Source organism: Arthrobacter sp. D1-29, from assembly GCF_054130585.1.
Map to the genome: position 1 here is coordinate 1,294,494 of NZ_CP096383.1, position 12,760 is coordinate 1,307,253.

Annotated in this window: 19 protein-coding genes; 12 read left to right on the forward strand and 7 right to left on the reverse strand. The window is 64.5% G+C overall.

Features of this window, described 5'->3' with window-relative positions; translation table 11 throughout:
* Positions 1-54: 54 nt before the first annotated feature.
* On the forward strand, positions 55-930 hold the full coding sequence (locus M1E17_RS06065; protein WP_457966123.1) for an NmrA/HSCARG family protein: 876 nt from the start codon (positions 55-57) through the stop codon (positions 928-930).
* A gap of 18 nt (positions 931-948) precedes the next feature.
* On the opposite strand, the gene M1E17_RS06070 is transcribed toward M1E17_RS06065, so the two are convergent.
* The 3 genes from M1E17_RS06070 to M1E17_RS06080 form a co-directional block, all read right to left on the reverse strand.
* Positions 949-1,482, reverse strand: a complete 534-nt coding sequence (locus tag M1E17_RS06070; protein ID WP_457966124.1) for a hypothetical protein — start codon at positions 1,480-1,482, stop codon at positions 949-951.
* A complete protein-coding gene (locus M1E17_RS06075; RefSeq protein ID WP_457966125.1) occupies positions 1,479-1,748 on the reverse strand; it encodes a type II toxin-antitoxin system TacA family antitoxin in 270 nt (89 codons plus the stop codon). The genes M1E17_RS06070 and M1E17_RS06075 overlap by 4 nt, the downstream gene beginning before the upstream one ends.
* 66 nt (positions 1,749-1,814) lie before the next feature.
* Positions 1,815-2,153: a hypothetical protein gene (locus M1E17_RS06080; RefSeq protein WP_457966127.1), complete on the reverse strand. Its 339-nt coding sequence runs from the start codon at positions 2,151-2,153 to the stop codon at positions 1,815-1,817.
* A gap of 224 nt (positions 2,154-2,377) precedes the next feature.
* On the opposite strand from M1E17_RS06080, the gene M1E17_RS06085 reads away from it, so the two are divergent.
* Both M1E17_RS06085 and M1E17_RS06090 read left to right on the forward strand, forming a co-directional pair.
* Positions 2,378-3,010: a hypothetical protein gene (locus tag M1E17_RS06085; RefSeq protein WP_457966129.1), complete on the forward strand. Its 633-nt coding sequence runs from the start codon at positions 2,378-2,380 to the stop codon at positions 3,008-3,010.
* A gap of 130 nt (positions 3,011-3,140) precedes the next feature.
* Positions 3,141-4,394 (forward strand): S8 family serine peptidase, encoded by a 1,254-nt coding sequence (locus M1E17_RS06090; RefSeq protein WP_457966131.1) that lies wholly within the window; start codon positions 3,141-3,143, stop codon positions 4,392-4,394.
* Positions 4,395-4,434: 40 nt separating this feature from the next.
* On the opposite strand, the gene M1E17_RS06095 is transcribed toward M1E17_RS06090, so the two are convergent.
* Complete coding sequence (locus M1E17_RS06095) at positions 4,435-5,289, reverse strand: alpha/beta fold hydrolase (protein ID WP_457966133.1); 855 nt, start codon at positions 5,287-5,289, stop codon at positions 4,435-4,437.
* 79 nt (positions 5,290-5,368) lie between these two features.
* Between M1E17_RS06095 and M1E17_RS06100 the strand changes: the two genes are divergently transcribed.
* Positions 5,369-6,241 carry a prephenate dehydratase gene (locus tag M1E17_RS06100; RefSeq protein ID WP_457966134.1) on the forward strand — a complete coding sequence of 291 codons (873 nt, stop codon included), beginning with the start codon at positions 5,369-5,371 and terminating at the stop codon, positions 6,239-6,241.
* A gap of 10 nt (positions 6,242-6,251) precedes the next feature.
* Here the strand turns inward: M1E17_RS06100 and M1E17_RS06105 are convergent, their stop codons facing one another.
* Entirely contained in the window at positions 6,252-7,034 is a 783-nt protein-coding gene (locus tag M1E17_RS06105) for an alpha/beta fold hydrolase (protein WP_457966136.1), read from the reverse strand.
* A 120-nt stretch (positions 7,035-7,154) separates the two neighbouring features.
* Between M1E17_RS06105 and M1E17_RS06110 the strand changes: the two genes are divergently transcribed.
* The 3 genes from M1E17_RS06110 to M1E17_RS06120 all read left to right on the forward strand — a co-directional run bounded on the left by M1E17_RS06110 (position 7,155) and on the right by M1E17_RS06120 (position 8,502).
* Complete coding sequence (locus M1E17_RS06110; RefSeq protein WP_457966137.1) at positions 7,155-7,397, forward strand: hypothetical protein; 243 nt, start codon at positions 7,155-7,157, stop codon at positions 7,395-7,397.
* Positions 7,398-7,458: 61 nt separating this feature from the next.
* Positions 7,459-7,992: a DUF2087 domain-containing protein gene (locus M1E17_RS06115; RefSeq protein ID WP_457966139.1), complete on the forward strand. Its 534-nt coding sequence runs from the start codon at positions 7,459-7,461 to the stop codon at positions 7,990-7,992.
* Between the two features lie 75 nt (positions 7,993-8,067).
* A complete protein-coding gene (locus tag M1E17_RS06120; protein WP_457966141.1) occupies positions 8,068-8,502 on the forward strand; it encodes a YciI family protein in 435 nt (144 codons plus the stop codon).
* Positions 8,503-8,527: 25 nt separating this feature from the next.
* On the opposite strand, the gene M1E17_RS06125 is transcribed toward M1E17_RS06120, so the two are convergent.
* On the reverse strand, positions 8,528-9,196 hold the full coding sequence (locus M1E17_RS06125) for a phosphotransferase family protein (protein ID WP_457966143.1): 669 nt from the start codon (positions 9,194-9,196) through the stop codon (positions 8,528-8,530).
* A 127-nt stretch (positions 9,197-9,323) separates the two neighbouring features.
* Here M1E17_RS06125 and M1E17_RS06130 point away from each other — a divergent pair, with 127 nt between their 5' ends.
* The 5 genes from M1E17_RS06130 (at position 9,324) to M1E17_RS06150 (ending at position 12,124) form a co-directional block, all read left to right on the forward strand.
* On the forward strand, positions 9,324-9,713 hold the full coding sequence (locus tag M1E17_RS06130) for a VOC family protein (RefSeq protein ID WP_457966145.1): 390 nt from the start codon (positions 9,324-9,326) through the stop codon (positions 9,711-9,713).
* A gap of 90 nt (positions 9,714-9,803) precedes the next feature.
* Positions 9,804-10,352, forward strand: coding sequence for a hypothetical protein (locus M1E17_RS06135; RefSeq protein WP_457966147.1), 549 nt, complete (start codon positions 9,804-9,806; stop codon positions 10,350-10,352).
* Complete coding sequence (locus M1E17_RS06140; protein WP_457966148.1) at positions 10,349-10,837, forward strand: HAD domain-containing protein; 489 nt, start codon at positions 10,349-10,351, stop codon at positions 10,835-10,837. The genes M1E17_RS06135 and M1E17_RS06140 overlap by 4 nt, the downstream gene beginning before the upstream one ends.
* 41 nt (positions 10,838-10,878) lie before the next feature.
* Entirely contained in the window at positions 10,879-11,640 is a 762-nt protein-coding gene (locus tag M1E17_RS06145) for an HpcH/HpaI aldolase family protein (protein WP_457966150.1), read from the forward strand.
* Positions 11,641-11,920: 280 nt separating this feature from the next.
* On the forward strand, positions 11,921-12,124 hold the full coding sequence (locus M1E17_RS06150; RefSeq protein ID WP_024365339.1) for a cold-shock protein: 204 nt from the start codon (positions 11,921-11,923) through the stop codon (positions 12,122-12,124).
* A 133-nt stretch (positions 12,125-12,257) separates the two neighbouring features.
* On the opposite strand, the gene M1E17_RS06155 is transcribed toward M1E17_RS06150, so the two are convergent.
* Positions 12,258-12,734 carry a hypothetical protein gene (locus M1E17_RS06155; protein ID WP_457966152.1) on the reverse strand — a complete coding sequence of 159 codons (477 nt, stop codon included), beginning with the start codon at positions 12,732-12,734 and terminating at the stop codon, positions 12,258-12,260.
* Between the last annotated feature and the right edge of the window lie 26 nt (positions 12,735-12,760).

The window sequence follows — 12,760 nt, forward strand, 5'->3', positions numbered from 1 at the left end:
GGACTGTTCCTCCCGCCCCAAGTTAAAACTTCGGCCCAAGTGGGATACTAAGCCATGGCTTTTTCCTCTGGCGGGGACACTCGGGGTGTTGTGGCAGTGGTCGGTGCAACTGGCCGGCAGGGATCGGCCGTAGTCCGTCACCTGCTCAAGGACGGATGGCAGGTGCGTGCCCTGACCCGGAATCCCTCCAGCGACGCCGCACAGGCGCTGCTCGCGCTGGGTGCCGACGTCCAGCAGGCCGACACCGAGAATCCCGGCACTCTTCGGACGCCGTTCCAAGGGGCCTACGGGCTCTTCAACGTCCAGAATCCGCAGACAATCGGGGCCGAAGCTGAAGTGCGGCAGGGCCGCAATGTGGCGGAGGCAGCAGCTGAAGCCGGCATACGCCACGTGGTGTACGGGGCGGCGGGAGTCAGCGATCAACCGACAGGCGTGGGCTCCTGGGACTCCAAGCTGGTCATCGCCCAGCACTTCCGCGAAGTGGGACTGCCGCTTACCGTCCTCCGGCCCATGGCGTTCATGGAACTGATGACGGACAAAGGTTACTATCCGCAGTTTTCCACCTGGCACCTGATGCCAAAGCTGATGGGCCAGTCCCGGCCGGTGGGGTGGCTGTGCGTTGACGATCTGGGTGCCATCGCCGCCCGGACGTTCGCCGACCCCGAACGGTGGAGCGGTGCCGTGCTGGGACTGGCGTCCGACGTCCGGTCGATCGAGCAGTGCCGCACCATGTGGCAGGAACGCGCTGGGCGAAGGCCGCGTGGGTTACCGATGCCGGAGAAGCTCTTTGAACGGTTCGTGGGGAAGGACCTCACCACCATGTGGCGGTGGCTGCGGACCGGGCAGTTCGACATGAGCACCCAGACGACGCTCGACATTCTGCCGGAGGCCTTGAATGTACGGCAGTGGCTGTCGCAACTGCCCAAGTAGCGTGCTGGAGTTGCAACACTATTCGGCGGGGCCGAGGTACTTCCTGGCCGTAGCCACCTTCATGTACAACCTCAAGTTGCTGCCGCCAGTCGAAGCAAACCCGTGCCGTTCGTACCACCCAACTAACCCTGCGTTGTCCGCGTCGACGACGATGATCTGGCCGCCGCCCACCTCCGAGGCGCTGATGATTCTTTCCAAGGCCGCACGCAGCAGCTGCGAGCCCCACTGATGGGCTGTGTCGCCACGCCTAGTGTGGTCGAGTGCCAACTTGGCCAGGAGCCAGCCCGGTGCGCTGCGTAGCACTTTTCGTTGGAGTGGCTTCGGCATGTCATCGCGGACTACGAGAGTTGGGCAAATCGCGAAGTATCCGACAACGCGCTCCTGGGCAGTTGGCGCCGCCTCCAGAAGCAGGTAGACCATGCTGGCTCCGGCGTCAACCGCCTGCATTGCATGATCGGTCAGCCATTGGTTGTACGAGGGCTCACCGCAGTCAAAAGCCCCCAGATCATACCCGGGGGCCAGCTTGGCGATGCGGAAAGACGATACGCTCATCGTTCGATGAGCCGGGGGAGCCTGGCCAGTTCCGCCAGCCCCGCGGACTCATCGGGAGTGTCGAGGGAGGCCATCATGACGTCAAAGACCTCGGGCGCCATGAGAGTCATATCGGCGCGAGAGACGACCTTTTGTGCGGCCTGTCGTGCAGCGTCGGCCACGAACGCGGACTTGGTCACGTGAAGCAGTTCGGCTGCTTCCGTGATGAGGGCGTCGGTGCTCTCATCAGTGCGCAACTCAAGCCGACGTGATTTGGTGTTGGGCATAGTTGAACCTCCGCTCCCGACTGTACGGCATTTGTACGGTCAACGGTAGGGCTCACCGACGGGCACCTACTCGCGGGAGCTCAGGGCGTCGAACTGCTCCTGCCAGAGGGACAGCTCGCGGTCCATGTACTGCCTGCGCGCCGCCGTCCATTTGGGCCAGATGTCGGAGGTGACCTCGGCTGCCGCCCGGCGGGGGACTTGGGGTACTTTCGCCCGCTGGGGGAGCGGGGCTGCTTTCGGCTTACGGGGTACCGGGGGTACTTTCGGCCTGGGGCCGACAGCGGGCGTGGGGCCAGTGAGCCGGGGGAGGTCCATGAGCCAGAGCGCCAGTTTGCACACGCACCAGACGATGCAGGCGAGGACGAGAACGCCAAGAAGGAAGGCAACGTATAGTAGCCAACCCATTGCAAGGAAGACCCATGGTCCATTTTACCCACCCAAACCTCGTTTTTATCAGGTCTCCCTCCGGCCCTTGGGGTGGACGCCTGCCTGCGGCGTGTGATTGTCACGGGTAACAGGATTGACCGTTGCACCACGGTCCCGGGCGGCACAGACTTGACCTCAGTGACGCGGCTTTGCGCCCGGCCCCCAGGTCCTGGGCGGTGGCTATGCAAGCGGAAGGCTGAGTAATGCAGGAAAAGGATTCTCTGCAGCCCGGAACAGGTGCCGGTCCGTACCTCACTGGAGCCGCCATGGCGCAATCGCGGTTCGTTGCTGTTGCTGCCGCGCTTGCCGGCTTCGCCTTCGGAGTTCGGGGCGTGCTGAATACTTTGGGCGAAATCAGATACTGGAGTCCGGAGACTCCGCTTGAATACACCGCCGTGGCACTGCTTTCTGTGGCGATGCTGTTCCTTAGCGCCGCCCTGTGGGCTCTTGGGAGCTTTTGGGCAACGCACGATCACCTGCCCGGGCAGGCCGCACAGTGGAGCCGGTTCGCGGTCCGCGTCGCCGCCGTCGCCGCTGTGCTCGTTTCGGTTTCCAACTTCCTGGAGGACTACCTGAGGCTGCGCTGGTTCGGGCTGACGTTCGTCATGGGTTCAATCGCGCTGCTCCTGGGCCTGCTGGCTGCAATCGTCCTGCGGCTGGCGGCACCCGGAGTGGACAAGGTGGAAGGCATCCTGCTCGTGGCGCTCACTGCCGGCGTGGTGCTGATGTCCTTTGCGATGGGCGTGGGCTCCGCGTCGCTTCTGCTGCTGGCCGCCTATCACGCCTGGTTCCGGGACCGGCGGCGCGTCGGGCCACGTGCCGCAGGAGCGACGTAATTCAGGACAGTACGACGGCGGCGCCTGCCTCCGTGCTTCCCGCACCTGTGTAATGAGGATGCGGAATTAGGTAGGGCAAGTTGCCGGTTTCCCCTACCCAGCCGGTACAGATCGGAGCAAGATAACCTGCATGAAAAAGACTTTTATGGCTGGTTTCGCAGCGGCGATGATGGCGTTCGGGGCAGTGAATTCGGCAGTTGTGACCAACGCGGCGCCGCCCGAGCCATCCCACACGGCGGGGCAAATCATGGTCAAGTTCCGTGACAAAGCCGCGGCTGCGGGCACCCTGCGCCAGCATGGCCTCAGTGAGGGGCCGGGTATCGGTAGCACCGAAGCACAACTCATTAAGGTCCCGGCCGGCCAAGAACTCCGACTCATCGAGGCACTCAGCCGGAACCCGGCAGTGGAATACGCGGAGCCGGACCACATCGTTACTGCCGCCACAGATGACAAGTATTTCCCCAGTCAGTACGCGCTGCAAAACGACGGCCAGTCCTTCACCAACACCGCTGGCACACTGACGGTGGACAAGGGCACGGCGGATGCTGATGTGGACGCCGTCGAAGCGTGGACCGTCACCACCGGCCTCAGCATCAAAGTTGCCGTTCTGGATTCCGGTGTTGCCAACGACAACCCGGACATCCACCCGAAGGTGGTTGCACTCGCTAACTTCACCAACGGGGAGACTGGCGATGACAACTACGGCCATGGCACCCACGTGGCCGGCATCGTCGCGGCCACCGCCGACAACACTCAAGGCGTGGCTGGTACCTGCCGTGGCTGCAGCATCCTGGACGGCAAGGTGCTGAACGACAGCGGGGTCGGATCGAGCTCAGGCCTTGCGAACGGCATCAACTGGGGTGTCAGCAATGGTGCCAAGGTGATCAACATGAGCCTGGGGGTGCGGTCATCGCGAACGCTCGAATCTGCGGTCAACAACGCGTGGAACAAGGGTGTTGTGCTGGTGGGCGCGGCAGGCAACGGCGGCAATCAGACCAAGATCTACCCGGGGGCATATCCCAACGTGATTGCCGTTGGCGCCACCGACAACACCGATACCAAAGCGTCGTTCTCAACCTACGGAGCCAGCTGGGTGGACGTCGCGGCGCCGGGAGCCAACGTCTACTCAACGTTCCCCAACCACACATTCGTCCTCGGCACCCAGAACAAGCGCTCCTTCGGTTACGACGTCGGCAACGGAACCTCAATGTCTTCAGCTATCGTGGCCGGCGTTGCCGCAATGGTCTGGAGCTCACATCCCGGCGACACTCAGGCATGGATACGTGAATACGTTGAATCGACTGCCGAGATGAAATCCGGCCAGGAGACCTTCTGGGCACATGGCCGCGTCAACGCAGACAGGGCTGTCCGGGCTGTCCGGTAGCCGGAGCCGAGGCATCGAGACGGTCAACTGTCCCCGACGATCAACGGTCCCCACGGACGTCGTCCAGAATCTCCGCAGTGCTGGATTCTGACGTGACGCCCGGCAGGACGCGAAAGTCTGCAGGCACCGCGGCCGGGCTGCCTTCCGCAGCTTCCCAGTGCCGGCGGAGCAGCTCAGCCAGCCGCTCCGGCTCGATCCGATGTGGCGGGTCGAAGTGATGGCGGTGGGGAAACACCTCCAGATGGAAGTCCGGGAAGAAGACCCTTGCCAGCCGGCCGGCAATTTCGCCGTAGTCATCCGGATTGCTCAGGCCGCCCAGGGCGAAGAACACAGGCCGCGGGAAGGCGGCCAGGCGCTCCCGCTCCAGGTCATAGCTCTTGAAGGTCCGCAGGAAGGCTTTGATCCCGGCGGGCCGCTTGGCCATCCACGGCGGAGGGGGACCCGGCGGCGGCGGAAGGACGACGTCGGGCTTCACTCCCAGCCTCATAAAGGCGGGCATGAACTGCTCAGGCGGCAGGGCTTCCAGCTCCTCGTACTTCTTCCAGAGCTCTGCGTGGGCGGGGCTCCAGTCCCAGCTGCCCGCCCAGGCGGGCTCGAGCAGCGCCAGGCTGAGCAGCCTGTCCGGGTGCTTGGCGGCGAAAGCCAGCGCCGCCGCCCCGCCGCCTGAGTATCCGACCAGATGGAACGTCTCCCAACCGAGGGCATCAGCCTCGCGGAGCACGCCGTCCACCTCTGTGTCCAGGCTCCAACCGGGCGGGGGCTCGTCGTCGGCGTAGAGTTCCAGGTCCTTGGCGACGGCCTGTACCCCGGGTCCCAGGGCTTCAATAAGATCGCCATAGGCCAGCTGGGCGGGGAGCACACTCCCGGGAAGAAGGATGGCCCGAATCGGTTCCATAAGCGAACCATACGCCCGGGCCGGCCTTTCGTGACAGGTGGAACGCAGAGGGTCCCCGTGACGTGGGAGCATGTGCTTTATGGTTCGAAATATTGCATACCAGGGTGAACCCGGGGCCAACTCACACATCGCCTGCTTGGAAATGTATCCAGACATGGAGGCAGTTCCCTGCGCCAGCTTCGAGGACGTCTTCGCGCTTGTCACGGCCGGCGAGGCGGATTTGGCGATGATTCCGATCGAGAACTCGATCGCCGGACGGGTCGCTGACATCCATGCCCTCCTCCCGGACTCCAACCTGCAGATTGTGGGTGAACATTTCCTCCGGATCCGCTTCGACCTGCTGGGGATACCCGGCAGCACGATCGAACAGGCCAGGGAAGTGCACAGCCATTTGCATGCCCTTGGCCAGTGCCGCAAGCTGATCCGTTCCCACGGGCTCAAGCCGGTGATCGCGGGGGACACCGCCGGTTCGGCACGGGAGGTGCGGGAATGGAATGACCCGTCAAAAGTCTCGCTGGCCCCACCGCTGGCAGCGGGAATGTACGGGCTCGATGTCCTCGCGTCCGACGTGGAGGATGACCCTACCAATACAACCCGCTTCGTGGTCCTTGGAGAGAAGCGTCCACTTCCGGCGCGCGAAGACCTGCCGGAGTCCGTCATCACCAGCCTGGTTTTCCGGGTCCGGAACGTTCCTTCTGCCCTCTACAAGGCGCTGGGAGGATTCGCCACCAACGGAGTCAACATGACCAGGCTCGAAAGCTATATGGTGGGCGCGGAGTTCGCCGCCACCATGTTCCTTGCCGATGTTGAAGGGCACCCGGAGGACACCCCTTTAAGCCTGGCACTGAACGAACTGGAGTTCTTCACATCTGAGGTACGGATCCTCGGCGTTTATGCAGCCCATCCTTACCGGACGGGCGTTGAAACCGCAGCCGGCCCGCCAGTCCGGTAGTTACGCCGCGTTAAAGGGCGACGTTATGCTCCCTGCCTTCGGCCCTGTCCCAGAGCTCCCGCAGCAGCGCCGCCAGCCGCAGCGGTTCGGCCCGGTGCGGAGGGTCGAAGTGGTGGCGTTCCTCGAACACCTCGACGCGGAAGTCCGGGAAGACCTTGGCCAGCCGGTCCGCGATCTCCCCGTACGCGTCCGGGTTGCTCAGGCCGCCGAGGGCATAGAACACGGGTTTGCGGAAGGCGGCGAGCTTTTCCCGGTCCAGGTCGTACCTCCTGAACGTCTCCAGGAAGGCCCTGACGCCGGCGGGCCGCCTGTCCATCCACGGCGGCGGCGGGGCGCCTTCAACGGGCGGCGGAAGGACGACGTCGGGCTTCACGCCCAGCCTGGTGAACTCCAGGATCAATTCATCCGGCGGAAGTTCTTCCAGTTCCCGGTATTTCTTCCACAGTTCTTCGTGGGCGGGGCTCCAGTCCCAGCTGCCGGCCCAGGCGGGCTCGAGCAGCGCCAGGCTGAGCAGGCGCTCGGGGTGCTCGGCGGCCACCGCCAGTGCCGCTGCGCCGCCCCCGGAATAGCCCACAAGGTGAAACGTCTCCCAGCCGAACGCATCGGCTTCGCGGAGCACGCCGTCCACCTCGGTGCCCAAGCTCCATCCGGGCGGCGGCTCGTCGCGCTCATAAAGTTCCAGGTCCTTGGCGATGGCATCAACGCCCGGGGCCAGGTCTTCGATCAGGTCGCCATAGGCCAGCTGGGCAGGGAGGATGCTCCCGGGAAGCAGGATGGCCCGAATCGGTTCCATGGAAAAACCCTACGCCGGGTATCCGGGCAGGCCAACGGGTTAGCGGGGGTTGATGGCCCTCTGGAAAGTGGAGCCCGCCGGACCCTTCCTCAGCGGTCGCTCGAGTTCTACGGTTGCCTCATGGCTCGAATGACACCGCAGGAAGCGACGGCTGTAAACATTTTGCTGGGCTACTTCGCCGGAAGGCCGGAGCTGCCGCCACGGGAGATTGTGCGGTCTCTCGAAATACTGGCAAACAGGGCGCACAACCGGCTGCAGGGTGGCTGGGACGAAGTAGCGGTACGTCGGCAATGGCCATACGCCTACGAGGATGACGCGCCGGAAGGGGCGAGTACGGCACAGGACACAGAGGACCAGACTTAGCGCTCGCGGTGCGGCCGCCGTCGGGATTTTTTGTTCTACAACCTGGGCGCAGCAAGGGGAGGTGAACGGATTGGCCGGAGCATCCAATCAGGGCGGACCGCACTGGCGCCGGGTGGTGGCGGCGCTCGCAAACCGGGAAGCGCGGACCGCCTACGCGCAGATAGTGCTCGGGGCCAAGCCACCGGATGCGCTTGCCGAAATGCGCGAACAACGGTGCACCCGTGCTATCGAGGTGCTGCTGACAGCCGGCCTGGTGGAACGGACCGGCACCGGTGAACTGCAAGCCTCCGCCACCATCTTCCAGGACCTCCTCACCCAACAACCCAAGCGTGTGCCACAGACCGGGGTGGACCGTTTCATGCGCCTGGGCCGGATCGAGAGGTACCCGGCCAACATGGCACAGCGCCGGGAGCTGCTCGCCTGGATTGCCGGTGACGCCATCCGGCCGGGCGAGGAGCTCACGGAACAGCAGGTCAACGAACGGCTCCTGAGCTACACCGACGACGTTGTGCTGCTCCGCCGCTACCTGATCGACTTCGGCCTGCTGACGCGGACGCCGTCGGGATCCTCCTATTCCCGTCAGGAAGAACAATAGGCAAGCCTTGGGAGGACTGTTTTTCCAAAGTAGGCTCGGCGATGTCGATCTCCCAGCCCCGGCCCCGACTTCTTGATGTCACGGCCGCACGGCCACGCCTTCGAAAGGGTCAAGCTCATGAAGTTCGTCATCCTTATCCACTCCAAGCCGCAGCCGTGGGGACATCCCACCGGTGACTACGTGGCCGAGAACCTGGCTCTGCCGAAGGAGCAGCGCGAGCAGATGAATACCGAGTTCGACGCGCTGCTCACGCAGCTGCAGGAGAACGGCGAGCTGCTGGGCGGCGAAGCGCTCGCCGATCCGGCGACGTCGAAGCTGTACCGGTGGCAGTCAGGCAAGGCCATCGCCACGGACGGGCCGTACGCAGAGTCCAAAGAGCAGTTCGCCGGGTTCTTCATGATCGACGTTGCCACCCGCGGGCGGGCCGAGGAGATTGCCGCGGCGTTCTCCGGCCCCGGCGAGACGATTGAGCTGCGTCCGGCGATGTGGCCCGGCGCGGACGACCAGTAAGCCTGGTCCACATGCATCTGCAGGATTAGTGCTCGCTCCACTGGGCCGTGACGGTTGCGCGGTCCTGCCACAGGGCAGGGCCGCCGCCGTCGGGGTCCATGCGCCGGCTGAAATCCTGCAGCCATACACAGCGGCTGATCATGGCGGCCTGCCGCACGGGCCACGGGGGAACCGGCCCGTAAGCACGGTGGAATGCCGGGAGCGACCCCACCGCAGCGGGGTGATGCATGCGCACGATCCACTCGCACCACGCCACATCCAGCACCGCCTCGCCGGGGCCGCTGAACTCCCAATCCAGGACGGCCGTCACCGCACACGCCGAATCCAGGAGTATGTTGTTTGGCCCGAAGTCGCCGTGGGTCAGGACGTGCCCCCGGTTTGAACCCAGCGGAAACACCGTGGCGACGTCGATGCTGTGCAAGGCGCGCAGCGCCAGGCCACAGGCATGCAGCACCTCTTCCGCCCGGCCGGCGTCGATAAGGTCCTGGCCGTGCCCGCCCGGAACAAATCCAAGCAGCAGCGAACCGGCCCCCTCGTCCACGACGTCCAGGACTTCCGGCACGGGATACCGGCCGGCGAGGGCACACAGGACCCGCAGTTCGTTGTCCTGGCGCGCCGAGGAATCAGGGCCGGCGTACGTCTTGAGAACGGCGCCGGGCACCCGCCGGGTCGTATTCGTATACCCATGCTGCATTCGGCCATTGTTTCAGGGAGCAGCGGGCGGGCACTGCCTCACACACCTTCGAATGCAGGCAACATTTGGCGCCGCAATTCCGGTAGATTGCGTCCGGGAACAGAATCCAACACAGGGGGAGACGGACATGGAAACGCAGGTCAGCGGAAGCACCGAACTCAAGGACGCGCCGCCGTCGTACATCGCTTCGATCATGGTCAGCGCTGTGGATGCCGAGCGGCTGGCTGCCTTCTGGTCCCAGTTCCTGAACCTCGAGGTGGCCTCGCGGATCGATCAGTTCATCTGGCTGGCGGCTGCCGGCCCGGGAGTGCCCCAACTGGGTTTCCAGCAGGTGGCCGACCCCACCGGCGGGCGGCGCCGCCTTCACCTGGACATCCATACCCCGGATGCGGCCAGCCTACGCAGGCACGCCGAGTCGCTGGGGGCCTCGTTTGTGGAGGGTCATGACATCGGCGATTTCCATTGGGACGTGATGCACGACCCCGAAGGCAACGAGTTCTGCATCGCCCAGGACTGAGCCGGCCCGCAAATACGACGACGGCGGAGCGACCAAACGGGCCATCCGCGGGTAACCTCCATGTGGACGTTCTAGAGAATGGCGGTTGCTGTGGACATATTGAGCGGCGTAAGCGTGGACTGGCTCAAAGCTCTCACGTGGCTCTCTGCCATCGCCACCGGACTGCTGCTGGGCTTGTGGCGCCCCCGCCGTCTCCACTTGGCTGCGCTGGGGTCGGTGTTCGTTTTTCTGGTCGCCAACGCCGGGGCGGGCATCTACGTTCTGAACCACGTTGGTGACCCCCGCTGGAGCGGCAAAGATGAGGACCGTGTGGGGGTGCCCCCGCTCACTGATACGCCCGTGGTGGGACGTTTCCTGGAATCCCTCGAGACCCAGCTGCGTGGAATAGCTGACAACGTCAATGACTTCGTTGACTTCAGCGCTGCCCTTCCCCGGGCCATGGAGTTCTTTGTGGCCGCAGGCTGGGCGCTGGTCATTTCCCTGCCGCTGGCGCTCGCCGCCCTGATTGCCGGCTACCTCGAAGCAAGACGCCGGAAAGCCGAATTCCTCACGTACAAGCTTCAGGTGGAAGAGCTCAAACGTGACCTCGAAGACGTCAAGCGCCAACTCGCGTCACCGGAACGGGGGTCGCCGTCATGAAGCCGGTCATCCTGCTGGACATCGACGGCGTGCTGAACCCTGTGGTGCGTCCCGGCGCCGACCGTCCGGAACTGTCGCTGCCGGCCGGCAAAGTGGCCCTGGTGCGAAGGCTGGCACGGTGCGGCCGGATCGCCTGGGTGTCCACCTGGCCGCCGGATATGACTGCCGGACTGGAATCGCAGCTGGGGCTGGACGTTGCCTCCTTGCGTGTGACGCTTATGTTCCGTTCCGCCGATGATGAGGAGCCGACGCCGAAACTGCGGTCGGTGAGCCGGTGGCTGGCCCGGATGAGGGACTCCGGCGAGGCAGATTGGGACTCGGTGGTGTGGATCGACGACGTGCTCGGACCCGACGCCCGCGAGTGGGCACAGCAGTACGATCAGCCGGTCCTGCTGGAGAAACCGGTGCCTGGCCAGGGCCTGACAGAAGTGCACGTGGTGGCCGTCGAAGTGTTTATCGACAGCGGTGAAGAGACCGGGCGGTAGATTGGCCTTAATTCTCGCCGCCGACTGAAGAGGAATCTGCCATGAGCGCCGCATCATTCGCCGCCAAAGCCCGGGCCAACCAGATCGTCGTCGGATATTGGGTGGTCCTGGATTCACCGGTATCCACCGAGCGGGTGGCGCGGCTCGGTTACGACTATGTGGCGCTGGACGCGCAGCACGGCCTGATGGGCTATTCCGGCTGGCTCCACGGTTTGATGGCCATCGACGCCGCCGGTGCAGCCGGGATCGTCCGGGTACCGTCCAACAACGCCGCCTTCATCGGGCAGGCGCTCGACGCCGGTGCCGCCGGCGTCATTGTGCCGCTGGTTAACAACGCGGAGGAAGCCGCCGCGGCGGTGCGTGCCGTGCGCTACCCGCCGCACGGCATCCGGTCCTACGGACCCATGCGCTCCGGGCTCCGGATCGGGCCGGTGCCCGCGGAGGCAGACGCCACCGTCCTGTGCCTGGCCATGATCGAGACCCCTGAGGGGCTGGCCAACGTCCGGGAGATCTGCGCCGTTCCCGGGCTCGACGGCGTCTACATCGGACCGTCCGATCTTTGCCTTGCGGTGGGCGGCAGGTTCCCCGATGATCCGGAGGTGGCAGAAGAGTTCGACGCCGCCCTGGTCACCATCCGTGACGCGGCCCGGGACGCGGGCATCATCGCAGCCATCCACACCGGCAGCGGCGAGATCGCCAGGCGGCGGATCGCCGAGGGCTTTACGTTCGTGACAGTGTCCTCGGACCTGACCCACCTCGAAGCCGCGGCGGCGCAACATCTTTCGACTGCCCGGGGCGAGTAGGCGGGGGAGCAGGCGCGTGAGCAGGCGGGGGAGTAGGAGCGTGAGCCGTCTGCCGCCGTCGTACGCGGTCGCGGTCCGGGTGAGCCCCATGGACGGTTGGTAAATCGTGTCCGGATTCTCGTGTAGAGTCGATCCTGTTGTTGTGTTTTTAGCAGTTCGTAGTTCAGGCAGTACGCGCGGTCGAAAGTCCGCGTTCTTCTGAAGTAGCGGTTTTGAACACCCCACACCGGAGGACCCGAAAGTCGGGACTTTTCCTCCACCTTCACGAAGGACAAAAATAATGGCTACTGGTACCGTCAAATGGTTTAACGCTGAAAAGGGCTTCGGTTTCATTTCCCCCGATGACTCCTCACAGGACGTTTTCGCTCACTACTCCGCGATCGCCTCTTCCGGCTTCCGCTCACTCGAAGAGAACCAGAAGGTCTCCTTCGAGACCGAGCAGGGCCCCAAGGGCCCGCAGGCCGTCAACATCCAGGCACTCTAATTCATTAGAGAATCTGGGGCCGCAAGGTTTCTTTTTCTAAAGCAGGGCCGGTCATTGACCGGCCCTGCTTTTGTTAACCCGGGTGTGCTTTGAACTTGGCCGCGCGTTTCACCGCCGCCAGGACAGAGTTTGGTCAGGGCACCGAAAACTGGATGGGCGGTGTGGTGATGGGTCCGCCGCACTGTTCGGTTCCACCCACCCTGGTCCACACTAGATCCTGATCTTTCTCGGCAATGACGGAGCCGTCCGCCGCGATGGCCTTCACGGTGACTTCCGACGGCGTGCCAGAATTCGCGGTGAACACCCACGTGTCCTTGTCCGCGCGGCGGCTGTAAAACGGTGCCATGCTGACGGTCGGCTGGGGTGCGGGGGAGAACTCGGTGACCACCGTCTTTGACGGTGCCGGCCCGGCCGTGGGCTCCGGCTGGGAGCATCCGGTCTTATCGCACAGGCTCACCTGATCGACGGCCGCGACATTTCCCTCGATATTCACAGTGACGCTGCTGACGTAGCCGATGGCGGGGCACGCCAAAGGTGTGCAGCCCGTGGCCGGCACAACCCCGATCGCAGCGGCCGCCAGCACACCCAGGATCCCCCAACCTGATTTCATGATGCGAGTCTACGCCGCCGGAGGAT

Bases quoted from the DNA above. Each gene is read 5' to 3' on its own strand.
- M1E17_RS06090 (WP_457966131.1), top strand. From the start codon at position 3,141: ATGAAAAAGACTTTTATGGCTGGTTTCGCAGCGGCGATGATGGCGTTC.
- M1E17_RS06155 (WP_457966152.1), bottom strand. From the start codon at position 12,734: ATGAAATCAGGTTGGGGGATCCTGGGTGTGCTGGCGGCCGCTGCGATC.
- M1E17_RS06110 (WP_457966137.1), top strand. From the start codon at position 7,155: ATGGCTCGAATGACACCGCAGGAAGCGACGGCTGTAAACATTTTGCTG.
- M1E17_RS06150 (WP_024365339.1), top strand. From the start codon at position 11,921: ATGGCTACTGGTACCGTCAAATGGTTTAACGCTGAAAAGGGCTTCGGT.
- M1E17_RS06145 (WP_457966150.1), top strand. From the start codon at position 10,879: ATGAGCGCCGCATCATTCGCCGCCAAAGCCCGGGCCAACCAGATCGTC.
- M1E17_RS06065 (WP_457966123.1), top strand. From the start codon at position 55: ATGGCTTTTTCCTCTGGCGGGGACACTCGGGGTGTTGTGGCAGTGGTC.
- M1E17_RS06105 (WP_457966136.1), bottom strand. From the start codon at position 7,034: ATGGAACCGATTCGGGCCATCCTGCTTCCCGGGAGCATCCTCCCTGCC.
- M1E17_RS06095 (WP_457966133.1), bottom strand. From the start codon at position 5,289: ATGGAACCGATTCGGGCCATCCTTCTTCCCGGGAGTGTGCTCCCCGCC.
- M1E17_RS06125 (WP_457966143.1), bottom strand. From the start codon at position 9,196: ATGCAGCATGGGTATACGAATACGACCCGGCGGGTGCCCGGCGCCGTT.
- M1E17_RS06100 (WP_457966134.1), top strand. From the start codon at position 5,369: ATGGTTCGAAATATTGCATACCAGGGTGAACCCGGGGCCAACTCACAC.
- M1E17_RS06140 (WP_457966148.1), top strand. From the start codon at position 10,349: ATGAAGCCGGTCATCCTGCTGGACATCGACGGCGTGCTGAACCCTGTG.
- M1E17_RS06070 (WP_457966124.1), bottom strand. From the start codon at position 1,482: ATGAGCGTATCGTCTTTCCGCATCGCCAAGCTGGCCCCCGGGTATGAT.
- M1E17_RS06080 (WP_457966127.1), bottom strand. From the start codon at position 2,153: ATGGGTTGGCTACTATACGTTGCCTTCCTTCTTGGCGTTCTCGTCCTC.
- M1E17_RS06085 (WP_457966129.1), top strand. From the start codon at position 2,378: ATGCAGGAAAAGGATTCTCTGCAGCCCGGAACAGGTGCCGGTCCGTAC.
- M1E17_RS06120 (WP_457966141.1), top strand. From the start codon at position 8,068: ATGTCACGGCCGCACGGCCACGCCTTCGAAAGGGTCAAGCTCATGAAG.
- M1E17_RS06075 (WP_457966125.1), bottom strand. From the start codon at position 1,748: ATGCCCAACACCAAATCACGTCGGCTTGAGTTGCGCACTGATGAGAGC.
- M1E17_RS06130 (WP_457966145.1), top strand. From the start codon at position 9,324: ATGGAAACGCAGGTCAGCGGAAGCACCGAACTCAAGGACGCGCCGCCG.